We start from the raw sequence: 22,446 nt of genomic DNA on the forward strand, positions 1-22,446 counted from the left end.
ACTTCCCTATTTTTTGGCCTTTTCATACGCTGCGTGCCAATCAGGGAAAGCTTTGCGGAACTGAATAGGCTTAAAGCTTTCTTTATCAACACAAATATGAGATGAGGTGGCTTCGATGGAAAGCTCGCCGGCCGGATTATAAATATGATAACCATAGACGGTTTTAAAGCCGTTGTAGTCCTCTATCCATGTATGCACAACCGCGGTTTCTCCATAATGAAGCGGCTTTTTATAGGATATATTGATATCAACGACTGGTGAGAGGACGCCTCTCTTTTCCATATCACTGTATAAAAAGCCTAAATCCTTTATGAGGGCCGTTCTGCCGACCTCCATCCACACAAGATAATTTGCGTGATAGACAATCCCCATTTGATCTGTCTCTGCATAACGCACTTCTATTTCTTTTTTTGATACCTGCAAAATTATTCTGCTCCCTTAACGTCAATTTAGCCCCATTTTACCATAATCAAATCAGAAAGAAAAAAACCAGGTTTCCCTGGTTTTTAAGAGCGGTATCCGTTTTGTCTCGCTTCGGATTCGTCTTGAATTTCATTGCGAAACGCTTCGATACTCTGTTCGCGTCTAGCATTTTTTTCTTTGATGTGCTGCTTATCTTCTCCTGAAGCAAACTCCATTGATGCTTCTGCTTCTTCCATGTTTTCAATTGTATTTTGAACCATATCCTGCAGCTTTTCTACGTTATCAGAACGATCATCAGGATTAGGGTGCTGGTATTGTTTATGGTTATTTGTCATTTGGATGGACCTCCTAGAAATATACTCAATTTTGCGCTACTCACCTTTTGTCTGCATGATGATCGGCTGCTGTCCGGACTTATCCTGCATTTTTTCCCCTTTATTGGCTCTATATTTTACAGGCTTCGTACCCAAGTGGCTTGGAGCAAATTGAGGCTGACCGTTTTTCTTGTTGTTTCCCATGTCTATCCCTCCTCAATAGATAGGATTCTCAAAAGGAGGGGTAAACATGAATACAAATTAAAGGTTATTTTTGCTTAAATCGCTGTTCAAGCTTTTCCTCAAGCTGATTTAAATACTCTGTATTGGTCATCAGCTCTTTTTTATTTTCCATGACGAGCTCATGAAAAGAACGTTTTCTCATCTTCTTCACTCTTCTCACCTCCGCATATTCATTTATTTTTTCCAATTCTGAAAATTTGTAAGCATTCAGAACATAAAAAAACTGAATCTAATCAAGATCCAGTTTTTGTTCCATTTCTTTTTTTGTCATGGTGCCGATATGTATATCTTGAATAACGCCTTTTTCATCTAAGATATACGTCGTTGGATATGACATCACGTTATAGTCAGCATTGATCCCTTTTTTATCAATCAGGATAGGAAACGTTAATTCATACGTATCAGCAAACGCCTGAACCTGTTTCACACTTTTCTCAGCTGAAGTGAAATTAACAGCAACAACCGCAAGTTCGTCTGCGTATTCTTTTTGCAGCTGTTCCATCGCTGGCATTTCCTGCCGGCACGGTTTACACCAAGTTGCCCAAAAATTGAGGAGGACTTTTTTGCCTTTTGTGTCTTGTAAGGAACTTTTCTCTCCCGATAGCGTTTTCAAAGTGAATTCTGGAGCTTGCTGTCCCTCTTCTATTCCCACTTCTTTTTTGGTGTATGTTTGATACAAATTCCATCCCATATAGCTGGCAAGCATAATAAGCAGGATCCTTGCGAGCCATTTTTTCATCATATGCCACCTCCGCAGCACACTTTGTCATAAAAAGAAGAGAAAGCGAAATGCCTTCTCTTCCTATTGATTCATCAGGACTGCTTCATTTTATCGCGAAGCACCATTTGCAGGATGCCGCCATGGCGATAGTAATCAATTTCAACTTCACTATCGAAGCGGACAAGTGCTTCAAATGTTTTTACATTTCCGTCTTCATCAATTGCTCTTACTGTAACGATATCACGAGGGCGTACGCTTTCATCAACATCTACCTCGATCACTTCTTTACCGGTTAAGCCGAGTGTTTCCGCATTTTCACCTTGTTTAAATTGAAGCGGCAGAACACCCATAAATACAAGGTTGCTTCTGTGAATTCTCTCAAAGCTCTCAGCAATGACCGTTCTGATGCCGAGAAGGTTTGTTCCTTTTGCAGCCCAGTCACGTGAAGATCCCATACCGTAGTCTTTTCCAGCTAATACAACAAGGCCGGTTTTATCTTCTTTATATTTCATGCACGCATCATAGATTGATGTTACTTCACCAGTCGGCCAGTACGTTGTAAATCCGCCTTCTGTACCCGGCGCGATTTGGTTTTTGATGCGGATGTTGGCAAATGTTCCTCTCATCATGACTTCATGGTTTCCGCGGCGGGAGCCGTAGGAGTTAAAGTCACGAGGAGAAACCCCTTTCTCTTGCAAGTACTTACCGGCAGGCGTGTCTTTTCCGATTGCTCCTGCAGGAGAAATATGGTCCGTTGTGACTGAATCGCCGAATTTACCGACAACACGCAAACCTTTGAGTGGTTCAACCTTGCCTGGTTCAACAGACATTTCTTCGAAGAATGGCGGATTCTGAATGTAGGTTGACTCATTATCCCATTTATATAACGCTTCATCTGTCGTTTCAATCTCGTTCCAGCGCTTGTTGTCGTCAAATACCGTTTCATACTCTTTGCGGAAGAGCTCAGGCGTAACAGTTTGCTTAACAAGTGAATTAATTTCATCCATTGACGGCCAAATATCGTTAAAGTAAACGTTTTGACCATCTTTGCCTACACCGATCGGATCGGTTTTCAGGTTAATGTTCACCGTTCCAGCCAGCGCGTATGCCACAACAAGCGGCGGTGAAGCAAGATAGTTGCCTTTAACAAGCGGGTGAATACGTCCTTCAAAGTTACGGTTTCCGGAAAGGACAGATGTAATCAGCAGATCATTTTTCGCAACCGCTTCTTCGATTTCTGGTGAAAGCGGCCCTGAGTTTCCGATACATGTTGTACATCCGTACCCAACGAGGTTAAAACCAAGCTCTTTCATGTATGGAAGAAGGCCTGAATTCACAAGATATCCTGTAACGACTTTAGAACCCGGTGCAAGTGACGTTTTCACGTAATTAGGCACCTCAAGTCCTAATTCAACCGCTTTTTTCGCTACGAGTCCGGCACCGATCAGAACGTACGGGTTCGATGTATTCGTACAGCTTGTAATCGCAGCAATGGCTATCGCACCCGTTTTCATCACTGTTTCTTCGCCATTAAGGAGTTTAAAATTAATTTCTTTATCTTCTTCTTCAGCATTTAAACCGAATCCTTGGTTACCCGCAGGGCTGACTAAATGTTTTTTGAACGTTTCCTGCATAGCAGAAAGCGGGATTAAATCCTGAGGGCGTTTTGGACCTGATAAGTTTGCTTCAATTTGGGTCAAGTCAATTTCAACCACATCAGTAAATTGAGGGTCTTCAACATCAGGAGTGTAGAACAAGCCATTGCTTCTGCAGTATGCTTCGACAACATCAATATGTTCAGGATCACGGCCTGTCAGACGCATGTAGTTGAGCGCTTCTTCATCTACTGGGAAGAATCCGCATGTAGCGCCGTACTCCGGAGCCATGTTCGCAATTGTTGCACGGTCCGCAAGCGGCAATTCAGCAATTCCCGGTCCGAAGAATTCAACAAACTTGCCCACAACGCCTTTTTCACGCAGCACCTGAGTCACTTTTAACGCCAAGTCAGTAGCGGTTGTTCCGTTCGGAAGCTTGCCGACAAGTTTCGCGCCGATTACCTCAGGAACAGGGAAATAAGAAGGCTGTCCAAGCATTCCTGCTTCAGCTTCAATTCCGCCGACACCCCATCCGAGAACACCGATTCCGTTAATCATTGTTGTATGTGAATCTGTTCCGACAAGCGTATCAGGATACGTGACAAGCTCGCCGTCTTCTTCAATGGCATGGACGACACTTGCCAGGAACTCAAGGTTTACTTGGTGCACGATACCTGTTGCAGGCGGCACTGCCTGATAGTTATTAAACGCTTTCTTTGCCCAGCTCAAAAATTTATAGCGCTCGGCATTTCTTTCGAATTCCAAGTCCATATTAATAGCTAACGCATCTTCTGTGCCTGCTTTATCAACCTGAACAGAGTGGTCGATAACGAGATCAACAGGAATTTCAGGATTAATTTTATCAGGATCTCCGCCGACAGCTGCCATAGCTTTACGCAGTGAAGCAAGGTCTACTACTGCCGGAACCCCTGTGAAGTCTTGTAAAATAACACGAGATGGTTTGAACGGAACATCGATTTCCTTTAATTCGGCAGTTCCCCATTTTGCCAAATTTTCCACATGCTCTTGTTTGATCACGAATCCGTCAACTTGACGCAATACTGATTCTAAAAGAACTTTGATGGAATAAGGAAGCTTCGAAACCTTCCCGACCCCTGCATCTTCCAATGCTTTTAAAGAGTAGTAATGATAAGTTTTCCCATTTGTAGTAAACGTTTTTCTCGCTTGGAAAACGTCTTTTGCTGCAGTTTTTTGCTCGTTTGCCATTCTCCAAAATCCCCCTTCAGATCAGATCATTCTCAGATGAACATAAATCCCATCACAATTTTCTCACAATTTCATATTAAAGCAAAATCATACATAAGTAAATATCAATGTTTTTATTAAATACAATAAGTTCGGCTTATCAGACAAACGTACCGGTAATTATTGCTGTTTATGATCTCTCATAGAACGAAACAAAAGAAGCCATATTATGATGGAGGTGATAATGATGGTCAAACGAAAAGCGAATCACGTCATTAACGGCATGAATGACGCAAAAAGCCAAGGCAAAGGCGCAGGCTATATCGAAAACGACCAGCTTGTACTGACTGAAGCGGAACGCCAAAATAATAAAAAAAGAAAAACCAATCAATAACATCGAACTCTTTTAAGGAGGTTCTCATTTTATGACCAATAAAAATACTAGTAAAGATATGCATAAAAACGCCCCTAAAGGACACAATCCGGGCCAGCCGGAGCCTCTCAGCGGAAGCAAAAAAGTGAAAAACCGGAACCACACAAGACAAAAGCACAATTCAAGCCACGATATGTAAGAAAAGCAGACCTCAGTGTCTGTTTTTTTATGCGTTCACCCATTTCTGATTCGCCGCATATGATGTCAAGCAAGGTTGATATGTGGAGGAATGCTTCCATGACCCATTCTAAACGGAATGACGCTAATGATTTCGATGGTATGGATGAATGGCTTCGGCAATTATTTGAAGATCCCTTCGCCTGGTACGACGAAACATTGCCTATTGATTTATATGAAACAAGTCAGCAGTATATTATTGAAGCGGATCTGACTTTTTTACAGCCGACACAAGTAACGGTTACCCTGTCTGGATGCGAGTTCATCTTAACGGTCAAATCGTCAGGACAGACTTTTGAAAAACAAATGATGCTTCCTTTTTATTTAAATGACAAAATCATTCAAACCGAATGCGAAAACCAACTACTCACAGTTGCCGTCAATAAAGAAACAGAAAATGATTCTTCTTTTTCTATTCAATTTCCTCTTAGCTAAAATGAAAAGTCACTTTCATCCCCTATTATGAAAGTGACTTTTTTCCGTCCATTTATCGTCAAATGCCCTCTAGTGATTCTCCCATGGCCAAATAGCAGATTCACTATACAATAGATTATGATCTACTATCTCTTTTGACTAGACGTCTATCACTTTTTTTCTATTCTTTTTTTACTGTGTTCTTCTAATCTCTCTTCGTATACAATATGGTTAGAATAAGGGGGAATGATTGATGCTGGAAGGCTGGTTTTTGTGGTTTATTCTGTTTTGGGTGATCACGATGATTGTCTTATTATCAATCGGCGGTTTTTTTATGTTTCGAAAGTTTTTAAAGCGTTTACCAAAAGAAGACGGCAGGTCAGAGCTGGATTGGCAGGATTACTATATCGAAAAGAGCAGGCATTTGTGGAGCAATGAAAACAAACAATTCCTTAATGAATTGGTATCTCCGGTTCCGGAGCTGTTCAGAGATGCAGCAAAAGCCAAAATCGCAGGTAAAATCGGTGAGCTAGCATTAAAAGAAAAGGTATCAAAGATTGATCAGAAGCTTATGATCAGAGGCTATATTCTCGCAACTCCTAAAAGAGACCATACCTTCTTAAAAAGACATCTCAGAGACAAAAAAATCGATCTCGAACCATATCAAACCCTTCTTAAATAAAAAACCTTTCCTGACAGGAGGAAAGGTTTTTTAATTCATTTGAATATTAGCAGACTGCAGCTCATTATGAAGTTTTCGGTATGACAAGTACATGGCGATTCTCCACGGCATAATCATACCGAACGCCAGAATCCAAAACATTCCGCTCAGTGCGCCGTAATCAATTGATGTACTCAAGATCGATTTCATCACGATTCTGATCACCAAAAGGCCGACTAATATAAATACAAATGCTTTAGAGCGTTTCATGTAAATTTCATTATTTTTAATTTCGAATTTAGACGTTTTGATTAGAAAAATAGAGAAAATCACGCCTAAAGTGAATGCTTCTAAAAACTCTGCACCAGTTACCCAAAATACCGGAAATAAAAACATTAACGCTCCCGTACTCATAAAAATCGGCGGAAGAATGATTTTTTTCGGTGAAACGGGCTTATCAGAAGATTTTATTCTGACCACCATCACAGCTACAGCCATTAACACAGCAATAATCGATGAAACTATAATCATCATATTTATCATTCCTTTGTTTCTAGGAGTGTTGATACTATATACTATACTCCAAAACAATAAAAAAAACCAATGACTTTAATGTCCCATCACGCGGCTGACAGCTTCTAGCACTTTTGTTTCCTCGAACGGTTTGACAATAAAGTCCTTTGCCCCCAGTTCAATCGCTTCTGTTACAATTCTTTGGTGCCGCATTGCGGTACACATGATGACCTTCGCTTTAGGATCGAAGGTTAGGATATCACGAAGCGCCTTAATGCCGTTTTTCACTGGCATTGTAATATCCATTGTTACGATGTCCGGCCGCAGTGTTTTATACAGGTCCGCTGCTTGCTCGCCGTCCGCCGCTTCGCCTGCGATTATGTAATTTGCCTCTTCCAAGATCTCTCTGAGTTTCACTCTCATGAACTTGGCGTCGTCTACAACTAAAACTCTTGTCATATTCCCCTCCAAAATCGATTTCCACAGATAATAGTCTTATTGTACCAAAAACAAAAGGATTAGTAGTAGTACGAAAGTAATTTGCCGTTAAAAACCAGTAAATCCTCCAAAAAGATCCGACAGTAAAATAATAATCAGGCTCATCCAATTAAAGAATAACAGCACACCAATCACAATCATCAAGACGCCGCCTGCTTTCATGATCAAAAGCTGGTTCTTTCTTATCCACTTTAGCTTTGTGATAAAAAAAGACAATAAAAGAAACGGAACAGCAAAACCGAGTACATATAACATCATGTACGGCACCGCTGAGCCTGGATTTGTGCTTGCGAGTGTGATAACAGCCGCTAATATCGGACCGGTACATGGCGTCCACCCCGCCGCAAATGCCATTCCGATTAAGATGGAACCTAAAAACCCGCTTGGTTTATGCTTAAAATGGATTCTCCGCTCTTTCATCATCGCCTCAGGCCGGAACACGCCAAGTGTAATAAAACCGAACAAAATAATAAGCAACGCGCCAATTTGCCGAATCGCATCGTGATAATCCCTAAAGAGGCTGCCAATAAAAGATGTTCCATAACCTAAAGCGATAAAAATGACTGAAAAGCCAAGCAAAAAACACAAAGTATGAAACAAACTTCTTTTCTGCAGCAGCAGCTTATCTGTTTTCACATCATCCATGCTGACCCCTGTAATATATGACAAGAAAGCTGGATAAAGCGGCAGGCAGCAAGGCGAAATAAAGGATAGAAATCCCGCTCCGAAGGTCAAAAAATAATTCACGTCTCCCATGTCATCATCCCTTCACGATTTGACATTCCTTCAAATGACAAAATCATTTCATTTTTTTAACACTTTCACTTGAAGGATTTCTATTTTCAGAAAAAACTTATATAATTTAATTTGACATTGAGTTATTGTACTCCTTCTCATTTGAAAATTAGTATAAATATGGATATAATATAAACAAACATTTACTTTGAAGATCTAATGTATGAAAGGATACATCCCTGTGATTAGAGAGCATCTATTAAATGAAATCGAAAAAAAAAGAGCAGAGCTGCTGCAAATTGTCATGGCGAACGGAATGACATCTCATAGTACGATAGAGCTCAGTCAGGAGCTTGACCATCTTCTCATACAATATCAAAAGCAGCGCCTTCGAGCAGTAGCGGGTGACGAATGATTGCAAAATAAAAAACCCGTATAAGGGTTTTTTATTTTATAACCATGTTTCTCTATATCATAATCTTTACGTATTATTTCGTTTGATTATTCATGGCTTTCATCATTTGATTGATTTTCTTTTGAGAAGGTTTCATTCCCATTTGCATCATCATCATGCGTAACATTTGTTCATTAATAGGCGGATTCTTTTTAAGATAGCTCATCATATATTTACGAGCAATAAAAAACCCGAGTGCAACACCTATGAGCAATGCAACAACGCCCACTAGGATGCCAACCCATAAAGTCATTTTATTTCCTCCTTCATGTTGTCTAGTTTAAAGTGTACTAAACCAAAAGCTATTATACAACATTTACATCTCTTTTTCTTCGGTTTTAGACAAAATTTCTTTCTTTCACCGGATTTAGCCAGCCGTAACGCTTCGAATTGAAATCCATAGCCAGAAAGCAAGGGCTTACTTTTCTCAACACTTCAAAGAATATCGTTTCTGCCTCGTAATTCCCCGAAGCCACAATTTCTATCATGTTCTCTTTCATCATAAACGTCGCGTGGCCTTTTGCTTTCGGTAAAGCTAATCTATAAATATAATCCACCTGCCTGTAATCCGTGTTGTGTAAATTCATTTTTAATCGCTGATGCATATGTAAAATCGGGATTGGCTGTGTAATATATTGAATCTGTTTCTCTGTCATTTCATACCGCTGCTTTGTCAGGCTTGTCCAATGATAGTCTTGAAACAGCTCAAACATAACCGATTCCCGCCCGAAATAGTGATTGGCAAATTCCTCTTTTATCAGGTACGTATAGTAGTGACGTTCCATCTTTTCATCCCCTTTTTCAGCAGCATTTCATTTGCACTCTATTATACAAAAGAAGAAAAGAAAGAATTGTCTATTACTGTTAAACAGCCAATACTATTTTTGTCGGATAAACAAGAAAAAGAGGATGATTTGACTCATCCTCTTTGAAAGACTTACTTATTGAGTAATGCTTTTACTCGGTTCACTACGTTTGGAACTGAGAAGCCGTATTCATTGATGACGGTTTCACCGGGAGCGGATGCACCGAATCGGTCTATGCCGAGCACGTCTCCTTCAAGCCCTGTGTATTTGCCCCATCCAAATGATGAGCCCATTTCAATCGCAAGACGTTTTTTCACATCTGCAGGAAGGACGGCGTTCTTGTATTCATTTGATTGTTTGTCAAAACGGTCCATTGAAGGCATGCTGACAACAGACACATCGATATTATCTTTTGCCAATTCAGCCTGCGCTTCAATCGCAAGACCCACCTCGGAGCCTGAAGCGATGAGAAGAGCGTCAGGTGTTTCGTTTTTAGATTTAGAAACGACATATGCACCTTTATCTACTCCTGCCAATGCTTCTTCAGCTGTTTGGTCGATCGTAGGAAGGTTTTGGCGTGTCAATACAAGCGCTGTTGGCTGTTCATTGCTTTGTACTGCAAGTTTCCATGCTGCCGCTGTCTCATTGCCGTCTGCAGGACGGATCAAGGAAAGATTAGGCATCGCACGGAGTGAAGCAAGCTGTTCAACTGGCTCGTGCGTCGGACCGTCTTCACCTACCGCAATACTGTCATGTGTGAAGACATATGTGACAGGAAGACCCATTAATGCTGCAAGGCGTATTGCCGGACGCAGGTAGTCAGAGAAGACAAAGAAAGTCCCGCCGAATACACGAAGTCCGCCATGAAGCGCCATACCATTTAAGGCTGCGCCCATCGCAAATTCACGAACACCGAACCAGAAGTTTTTGCCTGAGTAATCAGCCGCTGTAAAATCACCGGCATTTTTAATTGTCGTTTTGTTTGATCCCGCCAGGTCAGCAGATCCTCCCACAAAGAAAGGAATTTTTTCCGCAAGGCCGTTGAGAACTTCACCGGAAGATGCACGGGATGCCAGGCTGCTTCCTTTTTCATAAACAGGAACCTCTTGATCCCAGTCCTTTGGAAGCTCTCCTTTGATTCCCAGCTCAAGCTGTTCAGCGAGTTCAGGATAAACTTCTTTATATTTAGCGAATTGGGCATTCCATTCCTTTTCCTTTTTCTCGCCTGATTCTTTAACCGCTTTAGCGAAATGCTCATAAACTTCTGAAGGAACGTAAAAATCTTCTTCATATGTCCACGCGTAAGCTTCTTTTGTTAATTTGCTTTCCTCTTTACCAAGCGGCGCACCGTGAACACCCGATGTACCGGCACGGTTAGGAGAACCAAATCCAATTGTTGTTTTCACTTCAATTAATGTAGGTTTCTTTTCATTTTGGCGTGCTTTTTCGATAGCCGCTGTTAATTCTTCGATGTTGTTTCCATCTTCAACATAAAGAACTTCCCAATTCATTGCTTCAAAACGCTGTTTTGCGTTTTCAGAGAACGAACGGTCGAGATCTCCATCGAGAGAGATGTCATTAGAATCGTATAATACGATCAGACGGCCAAGCTGAAGATGGCCTGCTAGTGAAGCGGCTTCAGAAGAGATGCCTTCCATTAAATCACCATCACCGCAAATACTGTATGTATAATGATCGACCACGTTAAATGAGTCGCGGTTGTAAGTTTCCGCTAAATGGCGTTCAGCGATAGCCATTCCGACAGCCATGGCAATTCCTTGGCCAAGCGGTCCTGTTGTCGCATCAACACCGGCAGTATGTCCGAATTCCGGATGTCCAGGTGTTTTGCTGCCCCACTGGCGGAATCCCTTAAGATCTTCGATGCTAAGATCAAACCCGCTTAAATGAAGCATGCTGTATAAAAGTGCTGATCCGTGTCCAGCAGATAAAACAAAACGGTCACGGTTAAACCAGCCAGGGTTTGCCGGACTTACGTTCATAAATTTTGTCCACAGCGTGTATGCCATTGGAGCTGCCCCCATTGGCATCCCTGGGTGACCAGAATTTGCTTTTTCAATAGCGTCTATGGACAGTGTGCGAATGGTAGCAACTGATTTCTTTTCAATTGTATCCATAAAAATCCCCTTCCTTATGTGTTGTACCCTTACATCATAAATGTCTGACGACTTTTTCTCAACTGTTTCAGCTTAAATTTGAGAGAAACTTGTTGAAATTTGTCCCATGAAAGTGTTGCTATAGTATATGCAAAAGAGGAATACGTTATTGCCGTATTCCTCTTCTATTAGTGAAGTTTATTATTTCTTTTTTCTTTTTTTAGTTTTTCTGGTGTAACATCATTGCCTTCCGGATCAATGATTTTCACACTTTTTAATGTGTTTTTCATAGAAGAGCGAAAACCTTTCAAATACTCTTGACGGAGCTTTTGCTGTTCAGCTTTTTCTTCTTCTGTCATAACGCCAGCTTTGGCTTTGGCAGCAAGTTCATTAATTCTGGCAATTTTTTCGTTTGAAATCATGTTAAACTCCTTTATGGCATTTTGTCTATATAGTACTAGATCAAAAAGAGTTTTACAACTGATTCAATCGGCTGTCTCGTCATTCTCTATGTATTCCTGAAACCGCCGGTGGACGGTCGCTTTAGATACATCATACCCAAATCCTCTCAGCGTAGCCGCAATTTCTGCGAACGTCAGTTTATTCGCTCTTAGGCGGACGATCTCTGAGATGGGCACCTCTATTCTTTCTTTTCCGCTGTTTTCATGTTGGTTTTTCAGGTTTTTTTGCGGTTTGAAACCGTTTTTTACTGCACGTTTCATTCCCCGCTTGATTTTCATGTTGTGAATTTTCCGCTGGTACTCTTCAACAATGCTGACGATCTCCAGCACCATCGAGTCAGCCTCCGATAACTCCAGTTCACCTCTGTGAGCCGTTGTATAGACTTTCACACCTTCTCTATAGATGCAATGAAGCAGTGCGATTTTTGCATTTCCACGTCCGAGCCTAGTTTCATCCTGAACCAAAATGACATCAATTCCAGAATTCTTGATCTCATCAAGCAGCCCAAATACACCATCCCGATCCATTTCATATCCGCTAGCTTTCTCAGAAATCACTTTGACGACTTCCATGCCGTTCTCGGCCGCAATTGCCGTAAGCTCCTCCTCCTGCCGCTTTAATGACGTCTCCTGCTGTTCTTTATTTGTGCTTACGCGGGCATAAATGAGTGCTTTCATTTTTTCTATCTTTCCTCTCTATCTTACAGTTGCCAATTCATATGCATCCTGATGTTTCTTTTTCAATGGAATCACCAATTCATCTCCCGGCTGGATATCAGACGTCTGAAGATGATTTTTATCAGCCACCCATTCAATAAATTCACTTTTGTTTATTTTCTTTTTATCTGCTACCTGGCCGGCTATAGACCAAAGTGTATCGCCTTGCTGGACTTCTATTTTAACATACTGATTAAGCTCCTGGCCGCTGCTTGTATATGACAGCAAAAGGATTACCGCGCTCAAAATCACTGTGAACAGACCGACAAAAATAATAGATTCTTTACCCATGATCATAACCTCCAACAGGAATGTTTGTTCGCTTTTTATAATTTCAGTATATACGAACAAACGTTTCTGTCAATTGTTTTTTCGAACCTATGTTTGTACTGTAAGGAAAATCATGCTATAATCTTCTTAAAATCGACGTTTTGAGGTGCGAAAAATGACGAAGCTATCAAAAAGGCAACTTGATATCCTCCGTTTTATTAAAGCAGAGGTTAAATCAAAAGGATATCCGCCTTCCGTAAGAGAGATCGGAGAGGCTGTCGGGCTTGCGTCCAGTTCAACTGTCCACGGCCACTTGGCCCGCTTGGAAACAAAAGGGCTGATCAGACGAGATCCGACAAAACCAAGAGCGATAGAAATTCTTGATGAAGAAGTAGACATTCCGCAAAGCCAGGTCGTTAATGTACCGGTCATCGGGAAAGTCACGGCGGGATCTCCTATTACAGCAATAGAAAATATTGAAGAATATTTTCCGCTTCCTGACCGTATGGTTCCCCCGGACGAGCATGTGTTTATGCTTGAAATTATGGGAGACAGTATGATTGACGCTGGTATTTTCGATAAAGATTATGTCATCGTTAAACAGCAAAACATAGCAAACAACGGGGAAATTGTCGTTGCGATGACAGAAGATGATGAAGCTACGGTAAAACGTTTCTATAAAGAGGATACTCACATTCGCTTACAGCCTGAAAACCCAACGATGGAACCTATCATCTTACAGAATGTCAGCATTCTAGGGAAAGTAATTGGCGTGTTCAGAACCGTCCATTAATCTATTGAACTATCAGATGATGAAATAACCCCCTCTTCCTTTATGAAGAGGGGGTTTATTGTATCAAAAAAAGCAGGCTCGCCCTGAATTTTAGGTGCGAGCCTGAATAGGAGGAAAAGAACATCATGTTTACACCATAATTATCCACCAAACAATTGTTGAAGTCAAGAAATTTTCTTTCCTTTAGGAAACTTTTTATCGAAATGTTGTCCGTTTAAAACATTAGACGTGATCTGCTTAAAAACGTTTCATTACTAGGTCGTGGAATGATACGGAATTAGATTTATGCAGAGAGCGCGGCAATTAATTTATGTGAAAATTTAGTACATAGTTTAGTTAGTTCTATTTTATGTAAAAAAACAGCTCACCTTTATCATCGTGAGCTTCAATCAAAATGAAAATATTGAATACCATAACTCCCTTTTACTCGAACACTTGTGCAGTTTTCCGAATGTTCTTCTGCAAAGATACGGTATCGATGAAATGGATCAATTGAAACTTTATCCTGAGCACTAAAATCAAACCAACTGCCTCTGAATTGTTTCGTGCTCAGCGTGGTATATTGCCCCGTAAGCCCCATCCGTTGAAGTTTAAGCTCAACTGAACAACTATTGGCTCCCAAGATCGTAAACTGATAGCCTAAAAAATATTCGATTGCCGGAACATCACTGATATTTTCCAGAACAAACGACTTTGTGCTGTCATTTAAAATAAAGTCTGTTTTGTGATCAAAATCTAATGCTGACGCATGGGTACTGCCAATGCCAAAAAAACACGTCAAAACTGCCGTTAAGGCCAGTATCTTCATTTTCAACCAACCCCCATTTACCATATTTTAACCTTTATTCACATTTATGTATATGTTCTTTGCGATATCTCGAGGCCGTTTCAATCATAAAATTTCATATACGTTTTTTCTTGTTTATAATAACGAAGCCTGTCTTGAAGGGTTCCGGTATGAAATTCAAATTTATGGCCGTCTGGGTCGGTAAAATAAATAGACTTTTGATCGCGTTCATTTCGTTCTCTTCCAGGCAGTATATGAACATGAAGCCTTTTCAATTTTGCTGACATTTCCTCAAACTCACGATCTTCAATAGTAAAAGCAATATGAGTATATGATGCTTTAATGTCATTTCTCGGAATGTCAGGCTCTTCATTAAGTGCAAGCCAGATGCCATTCAAATCAAAATATGCTGTTGTTCTTCCTTTTACCAGCAGCTTGGCATCAAACACTTTGTGATAAAAATCGATTGATGTGTCCAAATGAGAAACAGAAAATAACAAATGATTGATTCCTTTTATCTCCACAATAAATTCCCCCTCTAAAGCTGATCAACCATATGTACGTTTTTGCGCCAAGAAGGTTTCATTCAACAAGAAAAAAATACCAGTGTAAACAAAACCGAATTGTTTAAAATAATGACTGTAACAAAGATGACGATTAAGAAAAGGATTTTCCTTAAAAATAACAACTTAGGTGATCAAATGAAACATCTCATTGCACTTTCTTCAAAGATTGCTTTCACTCTCGCCCTTTTATATGTAATATTGGACAGGGTCTACTACGCATCCTTTCTAAGTGTGATGTTTATTGCACTTTTCTTAGGTTTTGTCTCATACCTTTCCGGTGACATGCTCGTCCTTCCGAGAACAAACAATATTATAGCTTCATTGGCTGACTTTGGACTTTCATTCGTTATGATTTGGGTCTTTGCTTTAACCCAAACAAGAAATGATTTCTCACCGTTTGCAGCCGCTCTTCTTTCCGCTGTCTGTATTACTGTTTTTGAATACTTTTTTCATCGGTATTTGCTGAAGAATGTGCTGGATGAAACCTTCCGAAATGAACTGACAGCCAGGGATAACACCCTTCAATATCAAACAGAAGCCGCAGACGAATTGCTTCCTGACGTTACCAATGAGAAGCATGAGGAATAGGAGGCCGGCTTATGGCCTCCTATTTTTCAGTAGTTACTTTTCAGAAAACGGGACATCACTTCGGTAAAATCATAAAACCTCTCATTTTGAGTAACAGATCTGCTTTTTAAAGAAAATACGCCAAACAAAGATTTTCTAAAACCTGTGCTCATTTCGATCTGGATACTCAAACCTGTTTTTGATTTATTTGCAATGTTATTCGGACTAACGCCTGCATGCGGATGGTCTGTACTGAGCAAGACAGCAGGAAAACCGGCATTTTGCAGTTCTTCAACTAAATCTGCCGCTCTTACGCGATCTGTACCGCCGACTTCGATCTGCTGATCTTCTTCTGCATACCCGTGCAATGAAATGACATATTCATAACTTCCCGTCATCCTCAAGGCCCGGGGCTCATCAAAATGCGTACTCGTAATATGCATCACAGAGTTTCCTGACGATTTTAAGCCTTCAAATAAATACATCGAAGACTCTTTGTTGAGCTCTCTCGCTACTTCACTTGTCCCGCCTTCAATACCTCCTCCGTGAATGGCTAAAATAAGGACAGGACTGCCGGTTTCTTTCGTAACAATACGGTAATCTGAAGGCTTTTCATTGTTTTTTAATTCCTCAAAATTCTGATAGACATCTTCCGCGTAAATTGAAGAAATCGGAATGAACATCACAAAAACAATCAATAATTTTACAATTTTAAGAGTTGATGGGAAACGTTTGGCTATGTTACAATCAACATGCTTCAAGGAATGGAGCAAACGGCGGAGCAGGGATACTTTGGCCGGTTTCATCTACTCCGCCTCTAAGTCCAAATCAACAGGATGTCGGTTTCTTTGAGGCTTTAGCACGAATTCTCTCGTCCTCCTTGTTAAATTTTTGTTAAATTCACAATATTATATACCATTAGCCCGGGCGCTGTTCTTCTCATTTTTGAATTTATGAAAAGGTATTGGCACCGCCTGTATCCCAATTCCCATAGCAAACCAAAATAAAAACGCACCTGCTCTTTGGCCTGTGCATTTTTATTTTCTATTGATTCTTCGTTTCTTTGCTTCTTTCAGTTTCATGATGTTTTTTTCAATTTTTCTTATTTTTCGCCTTTGCGGGATTGTTTTCACTTCATGATAAACAGCGATAAACCCGCTTAATGTTACTGCTGCGATGTAAAGAACACGATGTTTGATAAACCGGTCAGCACGCTTGTGATCCCCCTTCTCTTTTTCCAGCCTTTCGATCATATCTTTACCAAACAGCTGATCGACATACACTTGTTTCATTCCCACTGCAAATCCAGCAGCCAGCCAAAGAACCAGAAATAAACTGATATAAAACATCGCTAGTCACTTCCTTTCCCGTTTAGATGCGGCGCAGAATTGGAGTGCAGCTGATCGAATCGTCAAACAGCTGTCAGACGAAGCCATTTTTTTGTGTTAGGTTCTTTCATTTGGACGACAATATGTAATAATGTAATGTACAGTTAGAAATTTTAATCCAAACAGCCACATATGATGAACAGCGGTTAATCTGTTGTCATGCGAAGCTTCTATCAGAAAGGTCTCAGATAAAGGAAGCGGACAAGTTCCCGCTCTGGTTTGCAGATAAATTCCCTCATCTCCAGCTCCGTTTTTTCTCCGCCTGCTTGTCAAAACCAGTTTCTCATGATGATGATAAGGCTTTAAAATGCCTATCATGCTGCTGAATGGAAGCGGGAGAGAGATGTTCATATACCCCTCTTCATTTGAACGATACACTGAATATAGAGCGGTAAAAATGGTTTCGTTTTTTTCATTTGTTCTGATCCAGGCACGCACTCTTTTTCTTCCGTCTTTTTTCGAATGAACACCCTTTATGGTGCTGTTCATTTTATACCAATCAGGGTTCGTCGACAGATGTATTTGGCCGATTTTTCTGCTGAACCATTCGTAAACAAATGCAAGCGGCCGAAACCACGTGCTCCACGTCACTTTTGCTTTAACGTCATAATCAACGGTTTGTTCATAAAACGATAGAATGAACGGCGCCAGTTTTTCGGGTGAAAAATCTTTTGAACGAAGGCTTTCCATATCATCCACAAGCCCTCTGTATTGAGCGTTATTTTCAGCTTGAATCTCAGCTAAAAAGGCTTTTCCAATCCTTCTTTTTCCGTAGATGCGGCTGAATATCTTTACACTGTCTGCATCAAAAGGCTTTGGATCTTCTATTCTCCATCCGATGAGAGCGGGCAGTATCACAGCAAACGCGTTGATAAAACCGTGAATCCAAATCATCTGATTGATGCTCAGTGTAACTTCCTGCCGAAACACACCAAATGAATAAATCATCGAAAAAGTGATCGTTAACATTAAAACGGCAGAAGAAAGCCGAATAAGAATTTTTCCCGTCTTGCTGCGAAAAGCTGTGGTAAACACCAAATATGCATGAAGATAAAGCGCCGCCATATAGATGCCAACCGCAATGACATCAAGTGTTTTTGAATATGTGATGCCAAGTGCGATAAGAATGGGCGAAAACAAAATCACCCATGTTATCCAACTATACAACATCCGATTATTTCTGGCGGTTCTTCCGAGCAAGCCGTTAAAGATCGGGATCAGAAAAGCTGAATAGTGAAAGTGGACTGCAGTCAGCAAAATGATAAGCGGGCCAAATTGCATGATCTGCAAATGTGCAGCATAAGCAAAAAACCAAAACCCTCCCCCCGCCAAATAGATAAGCCCGAACAAAACTGAGGTCTCTTCGATTCTATGTATCTTTGTATCCCGCAAGCGAAGGAGCGCGTACAACGCCATAAAGACAGTGTAGATCCACCAGATCAGAGCGAACCACCCGATGTCTGTCACAAGAGCCAGCACCGCAAAGAAAGCGGCTGCCGGATAGCACTGTATGAAACCAGATTCCAGATATTGAGCAGCCCGAAGCGGCGATTGATGAAAGACAAAAGGAAAAATACCCGGAACGAAAAAGAGGATGGATAACAAAACAAGCGCCTCTGCCACTGATAGATGGGGTGTTTCCGCTGCAAGAAACCCTATAAAATAAAGCGTACTGATCATGCCATTTCGTTTTAACATGATTCTCTCTCTTCTTCCTGAAACGTTCCTTTATAATAGAAAAGAGTGCCGAGAATTGTATTTTGCACATGCACTTGAATGGTGAAGCAATTCTTGCTTTCATCAAACGTTTCGCAAACAACGGACGTACCCGTCAGCCATTTTGGCAGCGGTATTCGTTTTCCGCATAGCAATAGCCATTGCTTTCCCGATGTAATCGTAAGAGAGCCATCAGGAGATGCCTCGAACGCTAAAACAGACAGCAGAAGATGAGGTCTGCCGAAGAAATCAAGTATTCTATCTTCTTTTTCGTCGTATACCATGATCGCGTCAAAGAAACGTTTATTGCCTTTAAAATAAAATGTACGATTCCATTCTATCCCGATATGATCCCGATTCATAAGACAAGTTCTATTTTGTATCGTAAAAGGGATGTCTTTGCCTCTTTCTGAAAAGAAGCACCTGAAAAAAACACCCAGCTTTAACAGCATTCTGACCAGAAAAGAGCCTCCGCTTATTTCTGACATCGTTCCTGTCCCGCAGAATGTATGAGCTTCGTCTAATTGATATCGTTTTTGCAGCTTGGGATGCAGCAAATAATAGTTCTTGATTGTTTTTTCATAAATCGTATTCACAATGTCACTTCTTTCTCTTTCGTTTAGTGTGCCGGGCACTAGGGAGCTGAAGATTAAGAACGCCGCTTGCCGCAGAAAACACACTCAACAGAATTGATAATAATATCTCGGAACCTAAAAAAACGAATCCAGCATAGATAAAAGCCTGGACTGCATGAATGATCCATTTTTTCTTTAATGGAATGAGCCACAGAATACCCCATCCTATCTTCGCTGTTCCTGCAAAGATACTTGTTTCAAAACCTGTAAAGCCTTGATAAAACCAAAACAGACTAAAAAATAAGCATATGAACACATAGACGATAGCCGATCGAATGGAGTGTTTCGGATGTTTGTTTTGCTCAATCCAAAGCCTTAGTACATCAAAGCTCCATGCAGTCGCCCAGCCAAGCAGCGGCCGAAAAAATAAACGATCGATCCATCTTCCCGGCAGTCCGTAGGCTGTTTTGTATTGGTACTGTGTTAAAAACGTTATGTTCCCGTTGTCTCGCTGTATATACTTCCAGTAGCCATTACCGCGCCTAATCAGGGATAACGGATGATCAGAGCCAAAAGCCAGTGAAGAAACTCTTTCAGATGAATATTTGTCGAAAACACCGACTGTTTCTCCTGTACCCGATACCTTTAGCCCAAAACCTATTCTTGTTTCGTAAAGAAACTTCTGCTTTTGGTATTGCTGCTTAGGCAAATATGTGATATTTGAAAACCGGAGATCCCATTCTTTATGCAGCGCTGGGGTTTGCGTATATTCCCAGAGCGTATCCAGGTCAGATCTCATTTCGATTTCTACATAAATCGGTTTCTGTCTCACAGCCCCTCCTCCCTTCTATTTTAAGCAATTTCATATTATCATATTGATTGTTTTAAAAAATGCATTTACCCCCAAAAAAGTATCTTCATCCTGAAAAATGCATAAGAAAAAGAAGAGATGTTTCTTTCTCTTCTTTTTAAAAATCTATTTGATTCATTACTGAGTTTTAACCGTTCCATAATGAGTAATTGTGGTGTTTACACTGTACGTGATGTCGGCCTTACTGAAGGTGTCATCCCAGTTCTTTTTCACCTTTTTCCATAAGTCCGGATGTTCAAGTCTTAATGATTCATCAAAACCCGCAACATCAGCTTTATAATCTTGCTGGATTTTTTTTAATACATGACCGACTATTTTTTTCACTTCGTTTTCAATATTCTTTTCAAGACGTTCTATAAACTGTGTGTCCAACGTCTCATTTGTGTTCCAGTTTTCAACCAAATCCCCTTCCGATTCAATATCGACATGGAATGATATATCCGTTCCTTTTATTATAGGCTTGATTTTACTTTTTATATAATTGATATCGTACGCGATAATCTGCTGGCTCTTTTTATCATAGCACTTTACAACTCCGCCTTTTCCTCCTCCGGCAATCCAAGCAATTCCCTCCGTTTCATATTCATCTAAAAAGCCGATCATTTTTTTAGACTTCCCGTTAATAACCGCTGATCCGGAATACTTGACCGCTCCATTTGCCGAGACTGCATTTTGCAGTAAAAAACTGCTGCCGGAATGCAGTTTACCGATTAGTTTCGCGAGTGTTACAGGGCGAAGTATTCTGGAAACTTTATGTTCATTCTCAACTAATCCAGTCAGCCGAAATGCCGGAATTTCATCACTCTCTTTCAGTTTGAGGGCATCTCTCGCCTTCCCTTTTGCAGATAAAACAAGACAGCTCAGCCTGATTTCATTATCACGAAAAAATTGATCCAGCATTTTGTCGATAGGATATGTACGCAATACATCTTCACTCATGACAACCACTTTTAAATGCGGGCTAAACACTTCACGATCCCTTCTTAACGCAACCTCGCTCCCAATCTGTTGTAACGAATCACCTGTTTCACTTATATTTTGATACGCTTTTTGCGTTCCTTGTCCGCCTCCTCCGTTTTGCCCCGCACCTACCACTTTTTCATTAACAAATTGATAGGTCAGTGTAAGGTTGTCTTGTTTTGGATAGCTCCCTCCCTCTTCTTTTAACTCTTTTTCAGTATTTGTTTCTTTTCCTTTATCAATTGCGACAGCAAATGTGAGACCAAGCTCTTCTATTTCCCTGCTGCTCCAGCACCCTGTTACACAAATCATAAACAAACATACGATGACAATAGCGGACACTGGATGTTTGATTTTACGTTTCACCTCTTTTCCTCCATTTCGATATGACTAAAAGCAAAATAGGCAGAGCGCCAAATATATACAAAGCCATATGACTGACCATATCGCCCAAAATAAACACATCATTTTCATTTTTGGGCATGCAAGAGAGAATAAAAACAACAGGAAGCAGCCAAAACATACATGAAACGGGTTTCTTTTTGAAAACTTGCGAGACTCCTAAAGAAGCTGCATAAAAAGTGATAATGAACGTGGCAAAAAGCTGCATAATCCAAATGACTAGCAGGAATGATTCAAATCGTTCAAATATTAAACCAGATATCTCAAAGCTTCTCATCAGGTCAAGTGCCGGCCATGTTCTCGTTACAACACCGTCAACGGATATTGCACCGATAACCATAATCAGCGTAAAAATATAAAAACATGTCACAACACTTGTCCCGATTACAACCGCTTTCAACGCCTTTTTCGGCTTCTTCATAAACGCTACTAGAATAAGCATAATTTCAGAACATGTAAACGAAAGGGCCGTTGTTTTCACTCCTTTGAGAACCGGCATGATTCCATCTCCTAATACAGGGCGTAAATTGTTGACCTCAAATATACCTATACTCATGACCGCTACGGTTAAAAAGATGATGACCGTAACCGGAAAGATCATTTCAAAAAGCCGGGCAATGGGATCGAGCCCTTGTGTAATTGAATAAAGCCCGATCCAAAGAACAGTCATGACTATCGCCCACGATGGCGTCCCTTCAAGGAGAAAAAACACAACAATTTCTGACATGACTCTCACTTCGAAGGCACCGAGAGCTAAAAAATAAGTAATGAAAATGAGACTGATTAAAGCGCCGAGCCATTTGCCTACAATATGACCAGCATATTCATAAAACGTCTCCTCAGGATACTGCTGGCTTAATTTCACGATGACTATTCCGGCAATGATCGCGATAACCCCGCCTAATAAAATGGAAATCCATCCATCAGGTGATTTTGTTTGTTCTGTTACTGTCCGAGGGAGCGTGAGAACTCCTGCAGCGAGCATATAATTAATAATGATCACCGTTGCTTGTGCGGTTGTAATTTTACTCTTTGGGCTGGACATGAGATTATCACCATCCTGTCG

General features: G+C 40.7%; 31 protein-coding genes. 7 read left to right on the forward strand and 24 right to left on the reverse strand.

Annotation, left to right across the window (positions count from 1 at the left end):
* Positions 1-6: 6 nt before the first annotated feature.
* From V6D44_RS00175 to acnA, 6 genes are all read right to left on the reverse strand, one after another.
* On the reverse strand, positions 7-423 hold the full coding sequence (locus tag V6D44_RS00175; protein ID WP_087991419.1) for a YbgC/FadM family acyl-CoA thioesterase: 417 nt from the start codon (positions 421-423) through the stop codon (positions 7-9).
* Positions 424-506: 83 nt separating this feature from the next.
* Positions 507-758, reverse strand: a complete 252-nt coding sequence (gene tlp / locus V6D44_RS00180) for a small acid-soluble spore protein Tlp (protein WP_087991420.1) — start codon at positions 756-758, stop codon at positions 507-509.
* A gap of 36 nt (positions 759-794) precedes the next feature.
* Positions 795-941 carry an acid-soluble spore protein N gene (locus V6D44_RS00185; protein ID WP_010328560.1) on the reverse strand — a complete coding sequence of 49 codons (147 nt, stop codon included), beginning with the start codon at positions 939-941 and terminating at the stop codon, positions 795-797.
* A gap of 64 nt (positions 942-1,005) precedes the next feature.
* Complete coding sequence (locus tag V6D44_RS00190; RefSeq protein WP_003244964.1) at positions 1,006-1,131, reverse strand: FbpB family small basic protein; 126 nt, start codon at positions 1,129-1,131, stop codon at positions 1,006-1,008.
* Between the two features lie 78 nt (positions 1,132-1,209).
* Positions 1,210-1,722: a redoxin domain-containing protein gene (locus V6D44_RS00195; protein ID WP_087991421.1), complete on the reverse strand. Its 513-nt coding sequence runs from the start codon at positions 1,720-1,722 to the stop codon at positions 1,210-1,212.
* Positions 1,723-1,793: 71 nt separating this feature from the next.
* Positions 1,794-4,523 (reverse strand): aconitate hydratase AcnA, encoded by a 2,730-nt coding sequence (acnA, locus tag V6D44_RS00200; RefSeq protein WP_202327631.1) that lies wholly within the window; start codon positions 4,521-4,523, stop codon positions 1,794-1,796.
* A 226-nt stretch (positions 4,524-4,749) separates the two neighbouring features.
* On the opposite strand from acnA, the gene sspO reads away from it, so the two are divergent.
* The 4 genes from sspO (at position 4,750) to V6D44_RS00220 (ending at position 6,208) form a co-directional block, all read left to right on the forward strand.
* Entirely contained in the window at positions 4,750-4,896 is a 147-nt protein-coding gene (sspO, locus tag V6D44_RS00205; RefSeq protein ID WP_003244839.1) for an acid-soluble spore protein SspO, read from the forward strand.
* A gap of 31 nt (positions 4,897-4,927) precedes the next feature.
* Positions 4,928-5,074 carry a small acid-soluble spore protein P gene (locus tag V6D44_RS00210; protein ID WP_003221237.1) on the forward strand — a complete coding sequence of 49 codons (147 nt, stop codon included), beginning with the start codon at positions 4,928-4,930 and terminating at the stop codon, positions 5,072-5,074.
* An 80-nt stretch (positions 5,075-5,154) separates the two neighbouring features.
* A complete protein-coding gene (gene cotM / locus V6D44_RS00215; protein WP_202327730.1) occupies positions 5,155-5,547 on the forward strand; it encodes an outer spore coat protein CotM in 393 nt (130 codons plus the stop codon).
* Between the two features lie 232 nt (positions 5,548-5,779).
* Positions 5,780-6,208, forward strand: a complete 429-nt coding sequence (locus tag V6D44_RS00220) for a DUF2621 domain-containing protein (RefSeq protein ID WP_202327632.1) — start codon at positions 5,780-5,782, stop codon at positions 6,206-6,208.
* Between the two features lie 30 nt (positions 6,209-6,238).
* On the opposite strand, the gene V6D44_RS00225 is transcribed toward V6D44_RS00220, so the two are convergent.
* The 3 genes from V6D44_RS00225 to ccdA form a co-directional block, all read right to left on the reverse strand.
* Complete coding sequence (locus V6D44_RS00225) at positions 6,239-6,730, reverse strand: CcdC family protein (protein ID WP_087991424.1); 492 nt, start codon at positions 6,728-6,730, stop codon at positions 6,239-6,241.
* A gap of 66 nt (positions 6,731-6,796) precedes the next feature.
* The gene (locus V6D44_RS00230) at positions 6,797-7,159 is read right to left on the reverse strand and encodes a response regulator (RefSeq protein ID WP_087991425.1); all 363 of its coding nucleotides are present in this window, start codon (positions 7,157-7,159) and stop codon (positions 6,797-6,799) included.
* 87 nt (positions 7,160-7,246) lie between these two features.
* Positions 7,247-7,954, reverse strand: a complete 708-nt coding sequence (gene ccdA / locus V6D44_RS00235; RefSeq protein ID WP_253269126.1) for a cytochrome c-type biogenesis protein CcdA — start codon at positions 7,952-7,954, stop codon at positions 7,247-7,249.
* A gap of 220 nt (positions 7,955-8,174) precedes the next feature.
* Here ccdA and ynzD point away from each other — a divergent pair, with 220 nt between their 5' ends.
* On the forward strand, positions 8,175-8,348 hold the full coding sequence (ynzD, locus tag V6D44_RS00240; protein ID WP_087991451.1) for an aspartyl-phosphate phosphatase YnzD: 174 nt from the start codon (positions 8,175-8,177) through the stop codon (positions 8,346-8,348).
* Positions 8,349-8,421: 73 nt separating this feature from the next.
* Here ynzD and V6D44_RS00245 read toward each other — a convergent pair whose 3' ends face one another.
* The 6 genes from V6D44_RS00245 to yneA form a co-directional block, all read right to left on the reverse strand.
* Positions 8,422-8,640: a YneF family protein gene (locus V6D44_RS00245; protein WP_003221221.1), complete on the reverse strand. Its 219-nt coding sequence runs from the start codon at positions 8,638-8,640 to the stop codon at positions 8,422-8,424.
* 85 nt (positions 8,641-8,725) lie between these two features.
* Positions 8,726-9,172: a sporulation inhibitor of replication protein SirA gene (sirA, locus tag V6D44_RS00250; RefSeq protein WP_087991427.1), complete on the reverse strand. Its 447-nt coding sequence runs from the start codon at positions 9,170-9,172 to the stop codon at positions 8,726-8,728.
* A 152-nt stretch (positions 9,173-9,324) separates the two neighbouring features.
* Positions 9,325-11,328 (reverse strand): transketolase, encoded by a 2,004-nt coding sequence (gene tkt, locus V6D44_RS00255; protein ID WP_253269125.1) that lies wholly within the window; start codon positions 11,326-11,328, stop codon positions 9,325-9,327.
* A gap of 167 nt (positions 11,329-11,495) precedes the next feature.
* Positions 11,496-11,729 (reverse strand): DUF896 domain-containing protein, encoded by a 234-nt coding sequence (locus V6D44_RS00260; RefSeq protein ID WP_087991429.1) that lies wholly within the window; start codon positions 11,727-11,729, stop codon positions 11,496-11,498.
* A 63-nt stretch (positions 11,730-11,792) separates the two neighbouring features.
* Complete coding sequence (locus tag V6D44_RS00265; RefSeq protein WP_087991430.1) at positions 11,793-12,446, reverse strand: YneB family resolvase-like protein; 654 nt, start codon at positions 12,444-12,446, stop codon at positions 11,793-11,795.
* An 18-nt stretch (positions 12,447-12,464) separates the two neighbouring features.
* The gene (gene yneA / locus V6D44_RS00270) at positions 12,465-12,782 is read right to left on the reverse strand and encodes a cell division suppressor protein YneA (RefSeq protein ID WP_087991431.1); all 318 of its coding nucleotides are present in this window, start codon (positions 12,780-12,782) and stop codon (positions 12,465-12,467) included.
* A gap of 148 nt (positions 12,783-12,930) precedes the next feature.
* Between yneA and lexA the strand changes: the two genes are divergently transcribed.
* Positions 12,931-13,548 carry a transcriptional repressor LexA gene (lexA, locus tag V6D44_RS00275; RefSeq protein WP_087991432.1) on the forward strand — a complete coding sequence of 206 codons (618 nt, stop codon included), beginning with the start codon at positions 12,931-12,933 and terminating at the stop codon, positions 13,546-13,548.
* 385 nt (positions 13,549-13,933) lie between these two features.
* Here lexA and V6D44_RS00280 read toward each other — a convergent pair whose 3' ends face one another.
* Both V6D44_RS00280 and fosM read right to left on the reverse strand, forming a co-directional pair.
* The gene (locus V6D44_RS00280; protein ID WP_414958333.1) at positions 13,934-14,356 is read right to left on the reverse strand and encodes a hypothetical protein; all 423 of its coding nucleotides are present in this window, start codon (positions 14,354-14,356) and stop codon (positions 13,934-13,936) included.
* Positions 14,357-14,436: 80 nt separating this feature from the next.
* Complete coding sequence (gene fosM, locus V6D44_RS00285) at positions 14,437-14,859, reverse strand: FosM family fosfomycin resistance protein (RefSeq protein WP_333516204.1); 423 nt, start codon at positions 14,857-14,859, stop codon at positions 14,437-14,439.
* A gap of 177 nt (positions 14,860-15,036) precedes the next feature.
* Between fosM and V6D44_RS00290 the strand changes: the two genes are divergently transcribed.
* Positions 15,037-15,489 (forward strand): YndM family protein, encoded by a 453-nt coding sequence (locus tag V6D44_RS00290; RefSeq protein WP_253269162.1) that lies wholly within the window; start codon positions 15,037-15,039, stop codon positions 15,487-15,489.
* A 26-nt stretch (positions 15,490-15,515) separates the two neighbouring features.
* On the opposite strand, the gene V6D44_RS00295 is transcribed toward V6D44_RS00290, so the two are convergent.
* The 7 genes from V6D44_RS00295 to V6D44_RS00325 all read right to left on the reverse strand — a co-directional run bounded on the left by V6D44_RS00295 (position 15,516) and on the right by V6D44_RS00325 (position 22,425).
* Positions 15,516-16,274, reverse strand: a complete 759-nt coding sequence (locus tag V6D44_RS00295) for a poly-gamma-glutamate hydrolase family protein (RefSeq protein ID WP_333516205.1) — start codon at positions 16,272-16,274, stop codon at positions 15,516-15,518.
* A 231-nt stretch (positions 16,275-16,505) separates the two neighbouring features.
* Positions 16,506-16,817, reverse strand: coding sequence for a hypothetical protein (locus V6D44_RS00300; protein ID WP_253269124.1), 312 nt, complete (start codon positions 16,815-16,817; stop codon positions 16,506-16,508).
* A 96-nt stretch (positions 16,818-16,913) separates the two neighbouring features.
* On the reverse strand, positions 16,914-18,554 hold the full coding sequence (locus tag V6D44_RS00305; RefSeq protein WP_333516206.1) for a YndJ family protein: 1,641 nt from the start codon (positions 18,552-18,554) through the stop codon (positions 16,914-16,916).
* A complete protein-coding gene (locus tag V6D44_RS00310) occupies positions 18,548-19,168 on the reverse strand; it encodes a DUF4166 domain-containing protein (RefSeq protein ID WP_333516207.1) in 621 nt (206 codons plus the stop codon). Before V6D44_RS00310 ends, V6D44_RS00305 begins: the two co-directional genes overlap by 7 nt.
* A gap of 4 nt (positions 19,169-19,172) precedes the next feature.
* Positions 19,173-19,979 carry a hypothetical protein gene (locus V6D44_RS00315; protein ID WP_087991439.1) on the reverse strand — a complete coding sequence of 269 codons (807 nt, stop codon included), beginning with the start codon at positions 19,977-19,979 and terminating at the stop codon, positions 19,173-19,175.
* Positions 19,980-20,135: 156 nt separating this feature from the next.
* Entirely contained in the window at positions 20,136-21,344 is a 1,209-nt protein-coding gene (locus tag V6D44_RS00320) for a Ger(x)C family spore germination protein (RefSeq protein ID WP_333516208.1), read from the reverse strand.
* On the reverse strand, positions 21,334-22,425 hold the full coding sequence (locus V6D44_RS00325) for a spore germination protein (RefSeq protein ID WP_087991441.1): 1,092 nt from the start codon (positions 22,423-22,425) through the stop codon (positions 21,334-21,336). Before V6D44_RS00325 ends, V6D44_RS00320 begins: the two co-directional genes overlap by 11 nt.
* Between the last annotated feature and the right edge of the window lie 21 nt (positions 22,426-22,446).

Origin of the sequence: Bacillus sp. 0209A, assembly GCF_036765095.1 — a bacterium.
Taxonomy (GTDB): Bacteria; Bacillota; Bacilli; order Bacillales; family Bacillaceae; genus Bacillus; species Bacillus subtilis_G.

Excerpts from the sequence above, each read along its gene's own strand:
- tkt (WP_253269125.1), bottom strand. The coding sequence starts at position 11,328 with ATGGATACAATTGAAAAGAAATCAGTTGCTACCATTCGCACACTGTCC.
- V6D44_RS00195 (WP_087991421.1), bottom strand. The coding sequence starts at position 1,722 with ATGATGAAAAAATGGCTCGCAAGGATCCTGCTTATTATGCTTGCCAGC.
- V6D44_RS00290 (WP_253269162.1), top strand. The coding sequence starts at position 15,037 with ATGAAACATCTCATTGCACTTTCTTCAAAGATTGCTTTCACTCTCGCC.
- V6D44_RS00265 (WP_087991430.1), bottom strand. The coding sequence starts at position 12,446 with ATGAAAGCACTCATTTATGCCCGCGTAAGCACAAATAAAGAACAGCAG.
- acnA (WP_202327631.1), bottom strand. The coding sequence starts at position 4,523 with ATGGCAAACGAGCAAAAAACTGCAGCAAAAGACGTTTTCCAAGCGAGA.
- V6D44_RS00295 (WP_333516205.1), bottom strand. The coding sequence starts at position 16,274 with ATGAAACCGGCCAAAGTATCCCTGCTCCGCCGTTTGCTCCATTCCTTG.
- V6D44_RS00220 (WP_202327632.1), top strand. The coding sequence starts at position 5,780 with ATGCTGGAAGGCTGGTTTTTGTGGTTTATTCTGTTTTGGGTGATCACG.
- V6D44_RS00300 (WP_253269124.1), bottom strand. The coding sequence starts at position 16,817 with ATGTTTTATATCAGTTTATTTCTGGTTCTTTGGCTGGCTGCTGGATTT.
- V6D44_RS00280 (WP_414958333.1), bottom strand. The coding sequence starts at position 14,356 with ATGAAGATACTGGCCTTAACGGCAGTTTTGACGTGTTTTTTTGGCATT.
- V6D44_RS00210 (WP_003221237.1), top strand. The coding sequence starts at position 4,928 with ATGACCAATAAAAATACTAGTAAAGATATGCATAAAAACGCCCCTAAA.
- tlp (WP_087991420.1), bottom strand. The coding sequence starts at position 758 with ATGACAAATAACCATAAACAATACCAGCACCCTAATCCTGATGATCGT.
- V6D44_RS00225 (WP_087991424.1), bottom strand. The coding sequence starts at position 6,730 with ATGATAAATATGATGATTATAGTTTCATCGATTATTGCTGTGTTAATG.
- V6D44_RS00245 (WP_003221221.1), bottom strand. The coding sequence starts at position 8,640 with ATGACTTTATGGGTTGGCATCCTAGTGGGCGTTGTTGCATTGCTCATA.
- V6D44_RS00230 (WP_087991425.1), bottom strand. The coding sequence starts at position 7,159 with ATGACAAGAGTTTTAGTTGTAGACGACGCCAAGTTCATGAGAGTGAAA.
- yneA (WP_087991431.1), bottom strand. The coding sequence starts at position 12,782 with ATGATCATGGGTAAAGAATCTATTATTTTTGTCGGTCTGTTCACAGTG.
- lexA (WP_087991432.1), top strand. The coding sequence starts at position 12,931 with ATGACGAAGCTATCAAAAAGGCAACTTGATATCCTCCGTTTTATTAAA.
- sspO (WP_003244839.1), top strand. The coding sequence starts at position 4,750 with ATGGTCAAACGAAAAGCGAATCACGTCATTAACGGCATGAATGACGCA.
- V6D44_RS00325 (WP_087991441.1), bottom strand. The coding sequence starts at position 22,425 with ATGTCCAGCCCAAAGAGTAAAATTACAACCGCACAAGCAACGGTGATC.
- cotM (WP_202327730.1), top strand. The coding sequence starts at position 5,155 with ATGTGGAGGAATGCTTCCATGACCCATTCTAAACGGAATGACGCTAAT.
- sirA (WP_087991427.1), bottom strand. The coding sequence starts at position 9,172 with ATGGAACGTCACTACTATACGTACCTGATAAAAGAGGAATTTGCCAAT.
- V6D44_RS00260 (WP_087991429.1), bottom strand. The coding sequence starts at position 11,729 with ATGATTTCAAACGAAAAAATTGCCAGAATTAATGAACTTGCTGCCAAA.
- V6D44_RS00305 (WP_333516206.1), bottom strand. The coding sequence starts at position 18,554 with ATGTTAAAACGAAATGGCATGATCAGTACGCTTTATTTTATAGGGTTT.
- ccdA (WP_253269126.1), bottom strand. The coding sequence starts at position 7,954 with ATGGGAGACGTGAATTATTTTTTGACCTTCGGAGCGGGATTTCTATCC.
- V6D44_RS00185 (WP_010328560.1), bottom strand. The coding sequence starts at position 941 with ATGGGAAACAACAAGAAAAACGGTCAGCCTCAATTTGCTCCAAGCCAC.